This is a genomic window from Salegentibacter sp. 24 (genome assembly GCF_004362395.1).
GTDB lineage: Bacteria > Bacteroidota > Bacteroidia > Flavobacteriales > Flavobacteriaceae > Salegentibacter.
The window spans coordinates 24,085-30,653 of the sequence record NZ_SNWE01000034.1 but is presented as its reverse complement, the minus strand read 5'-3'; the positions used below and the strand labels follow the sequence as shown (position 1 = coordinate 30,653).

At 38.8% G+C, this 6,569-nt stretch carries 6 protein-coding genes; 3 read left to right on the top strand and 3 right to left on the bottom strand.

All coding sequences use genetic code 11. The annotated features are described in order from the left end of the window. Positions 1-66: 66 nt before the first annotated feature. Entirely contained in the window at positions 67-156 is a 90-nt protein-coding gene (locus DET49_RS18970; RefSeq protein WP_133549962.1) for a hypothetical protein, read from the bottom strand. Here DET49_RS18970 and DET49_RS18965 point away from each other — a divergent pair. Continuing rightward, entirely contained in the window at positions 124-351 is a 228-nt protein-coding gene (locus DET49_RS18965) for a hypothetical protein (RefSeq protein WP_166636607.1), read from the top strand. The genes DET49_RS18970 and DET49_RS18965 overlap by 33 nt on opposite strands. A gap of 167 nt (positions 352-518) precedes the next feature. Here DET49_RS18965 and DET49_RS17305 read toward each other — a convergent pair whose 3' ends face one another. Together DET49_RS17305 and DET49_RS17300 are read right to left on the bottom strand one after the other, a co-directional pair. After that, positions 519-1,937, bottom strand: a complete 1,419-nt coding sequence (locus tag DET49_RS17305) for a SusD/RagB family nutrient-binding outer membrane lipoprotein (RefSeq protein WP_133549958.1) — start codon at positions 1,935-1,937, stop codon at positions 519-521. 11 nt (positions 1,938-1,948) lie between these two features. Beyond that, positions 1,949-5,263: a SusC/RagA family TonB-linked outer membrane protein gene (locus DET49_RS17300; RefSeq protein WP_133549956.1), complete on the bottom strand. Its 3,315-nt coding sequence runs from the start codon at positions 5,261-5,263 to the stop codon at positions 1,949-1,951. Between the two features lie 429 nt (positions 5,264-5,692). On the opposite strand from DET49_RS17300, the gene rpsL reads away from it, so the two are divergent. Together rpsL and rpsG are read left to right on the top strand one after the other, a co-directional pair. Continuing rightward, a complete protein-coding gene (rpsL, locus tag DET49_RS17295; RefSeq protein ID WP_037319203.1) occupies positions 5,693-6,067 on the top strand; it encodes a 30S ribosomal protein S12 in 375 nt (124 codons plus the stop codon). A 23-nt stretch (positions 6,068-6,090) separates the two neighbouring features. Next, positions 6,091-6,567 carry a 30S ribosomal protein S7 gene (rpsG, locus tag DET49_RS17290; RefSeq protein ID WP_133549954.1) on the top strand — a complete coding sequence of 159 codons (477 nt, stop codon included), beginning with the start codon at positions 6,091-6,093 and terminating at the stop codon, positions 6,565-6,567. Positions 6,568-6,569 lie beyond the last annotated feature (2 nt).

Here is a 6,569-nt window from a genome sequence, read left to right as displayed (position 1 = left end):
TGGTTTTAGTGTTTTTAAAGATGCCGCTAAGCTCTTTAAATATAACACTTTACACCCAATTTTTATTTATATCTCATGAATTTTTGGGGTTAAGCGTTTTCCTCTAAAATCATTGATGGTATTATGATCGGGTTTACTTTGACCACTGAGCCACATAAAATGAATGTTCTCCAGAAGTGCCTGTTAAATTTTACGAGGGGAATAAATAATGCGCAGGTACGCATAAATGATCATCTTAAGAAGCATCCGAGGATGGTAACTGGAAGTACCACCTCCTTTGTAACTTCGCTCCAGGTCAGCGATGGCGATTTGATCAATAATCGTATTGACGATTCTAACGGGATGATTTAAAGGTGCCAAATCATCATAACCGAGGTGAAAAGACTTAACTGCGACTGGTTATAGGTCTTAAATACAACTTTAACTTAAATTCCATGAAAATAATAAAACCTCAAAAAAATCCAACAAAAAAGGCTGCCTTTTCAGACAGCCTCTATTATTCAAAGTTTTACACTTACTTATTCAACATCCCAGAAAACCGGGGTTTGAGCAGAGTCTCCACCAATTGCTTCAGAAGCTAACTCGTAGTTATCTTCGTTAAGGTTGGTTTCGTCTACTGGGTAAGTATATCTTAAAGGTACCTCAGTTTCGAATTCTGTTGGAATATTTAGTGTTGGTTCATCATATTTTCTCCAAACTGACCATCCCTGGAAAGGATTGTCAAACATAGCTATCCAGTACTGAGTAGCAAATTGTTCTACAGATCCATCGTAAGTTACAGCTGGCTGTGCAAGGTAAGCTGAGATTTCATCATCAGATAGTCCCCAGTACTCCATAGAAGCAGTAATAGCAGCCTCGTAATGCGTTTGAGCATCACCACCTACAGCATAACCAAGTTCAGCTGCTCTTGATTGGTTGAAACGAACTTCAGCATAATCTAAAAGAATAGATTCACGGGTTGGTTCTAAGAAAGGATCTCCAATATGTGTAAATGCTCCATAGCTATTAAGTCCGCCATAGACACCCCCAGTATATTCATCCAGGTTCTCATCAAAATATACCATTCTTCTAGGATCATCAAGTTCGTTCATATAATCTATAATCGTATTAGCTCCTAAAAAATCAGAACGACCACTAAGAACAAGGTCTTCCCAGAGTGGGTTACCATAAGGATCGTTAGTTTGATAAGTCATAGTAGCATTATCTTCGTTAGACATAAATACTCCATCAGTAACAGCTGATTCTACAGTAGATTGAGATAGGCCTGGGTTAACCTCAGAAATTCTCATTCCTAATCTTAATTTAAGAGAATTGGCGAATAAAATCCATTTATCCATGTCTCCTCCGTAAATAACGTCAGAATTTGTGTACCCCTGTCCGGCTGATAACAGGGCACCTACATTGTTCAACCTTGTAATAAGGTCTTCGTAGATTACCATATCATCATCGTAGGCAGGTAGTGGAAATTCTTCTGCTTGTAAGGCTTGAGAGTAAGGAATATCTCCAAAACTATCTACAAGCACATGCCAGGCGTAAATTTCCATTACTTCCAATTGACCTAGACGGGCATCTTTTTCGGCTTGTTCAAGTTCAGTATTTTCTCTAACAATACTTTTAGCATCCTGCAGATCAAGAATAACATCTCTATATAATTCAGACCAAACATTATCTGGGTTCTGTCTTGAAGTAAAGTTGTAGTTCGTTTCGTCTACATAAGTAGTTGTTGTAAAATACTGGGCAAGAAATCTAAATATAGCGTCATTTACATTCGGGCTTGCCATCATGTCCGATAAACTTACCGTGGCTGCTGTAAATAAAAAGTCTGAAGCAACCTGAGTCGGTTCTTTGGGATCTCGGTTGAGATCCTCATATTGCTCGTCACTTTGGCAAGACCATAGTATTACGAGTGCTGTTAAGGCTACAATATATTTTTTCATAGTTATTTTTATTAAAAGTTAAATCTAAGGCTTGCACCAATTTCTCTTACCGCCGGATATGCACCAGATTGGTAACCCTGTGCATTTCCTGAGCTAAGTCCTGCTTCTGGATCCGAGTAAGGAATGTTCTTGTGTATGATCCAAAGGTTTCTACCAATTAAAGATAAAGAAGCACTGGTAAATGGAGTTGCATCTATAATTTTTGGACCAAAATTATAAGCCAAACTAACTTCTCTGAGTTTTACGAAAGAAGCGTCGTAAACATGACCTTCGTTAGCATCCCTTCCATATCCATAAGGATTACCGAAGTAGTCTGTTCTGGCTCTTACTGTATTCTCAGAAGTATTGGTAACTTCATAAGTTCCATCGTCGTTGTAGGAAACATCTCCCTGAACACCATCAAGAATTACACCGCCCTGGTTTTCCTCAGCTATATAACCTGGGTCACCTGGTTCAAGCTCCGGGTCGTATAGTGGGTTTCTGATTGGGTTACCAAGTTCATTGGTTCCTACACTTGTCGCATATAATCCTGTTGCACGTCCATACCAGGTGTCTAAAGAGAAAATATCTCCCCCTTTTTGAACATCTATAAGGAAACTAAAGGTTAGGTTTTTGTAAGTAAGTGTGTTAGATACACCACCTGTCCAATCTGGTTGGATGTTACCAATAATATAGTTGGCATTTGGTGTTCTTTCATAGTAACCTCCGTCAGTAATTACGCGGTTTCCGTTATCATCATAAACATAAGCAGATCCTCTAATGGCGCCGTATGGTTCTCCTGGAGCTGCGTTGATGGAAACTCCACCTTGGAAACTAGCCAGCTGTAGGTTGTCAATCCCTTCATCAAGTTCTAAAACTTCACTCTTGTTTTTAGCCCAGTTTGCATTTATGGTCCAGTCAAAATCTTCTGTTCTGATTGGATTTAATGTCAAGGAAACCTCTATACCTTTATTTTCCACCGTACCAGCATTTAATAGTTTGGTTGCAAAACCAGTAGCGGTTGATACCGGTACCGGGGTAATTTGGTTTTCTGTCTGAGAGTTGTAATAAGACACATCAAAAGCGATTCTTCTGTCGGCGAAATTGGCTTCTAAACCTACTTCATATGCCTTCATACGCTCAGGCTTAAGATTCAAATTTGCTAACTGAGAATTGTTACTTGCATATCCGGCTGTTCCAAAAGGAGCAGAGATAGCATAAGTATTAAATACTCGGTAAGGATTAGTATCACTACCAACTTCAGCGTAGTTCGCTCTTAATTTAGCAAAGCTTAACCAATTTGCTTCTATTACATTTGATAGGATTACACTAGTAGAAATAGAAGGATAATAAAAGGTGTTATTTTCTATAGGTAAAGTAGAAGAACGGTCTCTTCTTATAGTCCCTTCAAGGAAATAGGTGTCTAAATAGCCTAAACCAGCTCTGGCGTAGATTCCATCTAACATTCTTATGCTTTCATATTCCGTTGGTGGATTAATTGGAGCCGACGAGTTGCTCAAAGCATAGAAGCCCGGTGCATTAAGACCACCATTAGTTGAAGCTAGGATGTAGCTACGTTCATTTCTACGTAAATTAAAACCTAAATTCCCATCAAGGTTAAGATCTTCAGTTACATCTTTGTTAAAGTTCAGGATAAGATCGTAGTTGTATTCCGCAGCTCTGTTGTTATACCTGGAGTATTCTGGAATGTCCGCACTTCCTACGTTGATTCTTTGTTCCTGTAATTCGTCGTAGGTATCAAATGTAAAGCGGCCTAATACGCTAAATACATCGTTGATCTCGTAATTTAGGTTGATATTACCAAAATACCTGTTACGAGTATCGGTTTGATAATTCTCATAAAGTGTCCAGTATGGGTTGTCTGAATAAATTGGAGAAAGGTCATCTGGACCATTTGGGTTCCAGGTAATATTTTCTCCAGTTGCAAAGTAAGCAGCTCTTTGATCGTAGAGATCTACGTTAGTCTGCCACCATTGTCTGAACTGTTGCATAATGTTTAAAGAACTATATCCAGTTCCATATCTACCTTTTCCATCTGTTTTGGTATAGGTTACATTGGTTTGCGCTGAAAACTTATCTGTAAAATCGTGAGAGGCACTAAACTTTAAAGTATTTCTCTTGATCTGGCTATTAGGCAGGTTACCCTGTTGATTGAAATTGGTAGCACTTAACCTAAAAGAACTTCTATCCGTACCGCCGTCTAAGGCAACAGAGTTAATCATCGTATACCCAGTTTCCCAGATAGCGTTAGGATTATTTGCACCAGCCTCCCAAGGAGTAGCCTGTTGGTAAAAATCATACTCTGTTCCTTCTAACTGAGGATAAATAGAGTTCCACTGGTAAATAGGTGCTCCGTCAAATATTCCTCCAAATGAAGCATCTTCCGTAAAAGGAGTTACAGGATCAAGATTTCCGTCACCATCGACGTCATATTGATTAAAATAGGCATCCCCGTCTGGCCCATAAAACCTTCCATAACCAGCACCATACTGATCCTGGTACTCTGGAAGGGTATTGTCATTTACATGACTGGTCATAAGGGTAGAGTTTACAGAAACTCCAATCCCTTTACCTTTACTTCCTTTCTTAGTTTCAATAATGATAACCCCGTTTGCGGCTCTAGCCCCATAAAGAGCAGTGGCGGCCGCACCTTTTAGTACGTTAATAGATGCAATGTCATTAGGGTTGATGTCCGAAGCAGCATTACCATAATCGTAACCACCTCTACCTGACGCCTGTCCAGACCTGTTGTTGTTAGCGTTGCTAATTGGCGTGCCATCAATAACAAAAAGCGCCTGGTTGTTCCCTGTTAATGAAGAGTTTCCACGAATCACTACGTTGGAAGAACCTCCCATAGTTCCTGAGGATGAAATGTCGAGTCCCGCAACTTTACCTGATAAAGAATTCACGAAGTTTTGTGTAGGAACATCAGATACTTCAGAGCCATCAACACTTTGTGTTGCATAACCTAGAGATTTCTTTTCCCTCTCGATACCTAAGGCCGTAACGACTACTTCGTCTAATTGGGCAGAATCTGTTGATAATGTTACATCTATAGTGTCAACATTGGTAACAGCATACTCTGCAGTTTCCATTCCAACGAAAGAAAATACCAAAATGTCACCCTGGGTGGCATCAATGGAATAATTTCCGTCAAAATCTGTTTGGGTACCTGTGTTAGTTCCCTGAATCATAACGGTTACACCTGGTAGGGGTAGCCCGTCTTCATCGACTACCGTACCGGTAATCGTTCGTTCTTGTGCAAAAGTAATCTGCACAGCTAACACTAATAAAAGTGTTAGAATACTACTAAACTTTGTTCTCATTTTTAAATTTGTTTGAATTAGCCAACGCCAAAAGTGCTAATAAATGGTTAATAAAACAAACTTTTGTTTTTAAAAATCAGGACTCATTTTAAGGAATTGTTAAATTTTAGGGGTAGACCCGTTAGAGTCAGGGTGTAAAGCGCTGCCTTGCAAATGTTAAAAGATTAGAAAATTATTGCCATTTAATATCAAAGTGTGCTTAAAACACAAAACATAACGCTTCTGAAGCCTTCAGAGGTTCTTAAAATTGCTTGTATTTAATATGGTATAGGACTGAATTATTAACATTATTGTTTGACTGGTATTTTGGGTTAAAGCATCCTTCTGAAAATTAATTCATTATAGTTTGATAAATTTGTTTTTATTTCTACATTTGCAAACCCTAAAAAACAGGGGATTAAATTTATTAATAATTAGGTAAAAGAAATTATGCCAACAATTTCACAATTAGTACGAAAAGGAAGAGCCCAAATAACCAAGAAGAGTAAATCGGCTGCTTTGGATTCGTGCCCTCAAAGAAGAGGAGTGTGCACACGTGTGTATACTACTACACCTAAGAAGCCAAACTCGGCTATGCGTAAAGTAGCTAGGGTAAGGTTGACTAACGGAAAAGAAGTTAACGCTTATATTCCAGGTGAGGGTCACAATCTACAAGAGCACTCGATAGTATTGGTTAGAGGCGGAAGGGTAAAAGATTTGCCAGGTGTAAGATACCATATTGTTCGCGGTGCATTAGATACTGCGGGTGTAGAAGGTAGAAGCCAGCGTAGGTCGAAATACGGAGCAAAGCGCCCTAAGAAGTAAGTAAAAACTTTTAATGTAAAGAAATGAGAAAAAGACAGGCCAAAAAAAGACCGCTTTTACCAGATCCAAAATTTAACGATCAGCTTGTAACACGTTTTGTGAACATGATGATGTGGGATGGTAAGAAATCGGTAGCCTTTAAGATTTTCTATGATTCAATCGCAATTATAGAGGAGAAGAAACAAGACGAAGAAAAAACTGGTTTGGAAATTTGGAAAGATGCTCTTTCTAATGTTATGCCTCACGTTGAAGTTAGAAGTAGACGAGTTGGAGGTGCAACCTTTCAAATCCCCATGCAAATAAGACCAGATAGAAAAGTATCAACCGCTATGAAGTGGTTAATTTCATTTGCCCGTAAGAGAAATGAAAAATCTATGGCGCAGAAATTAGCTTCTGAAGTTCTTGCTGCTGCCAAAGAAGAAGGTGCTGCAGTTAAAAGAAGAGTAGATACTCATAAAATGGCTGAAGCTAATAAAGCATTCTCTCACTTTAGATTCTAAAA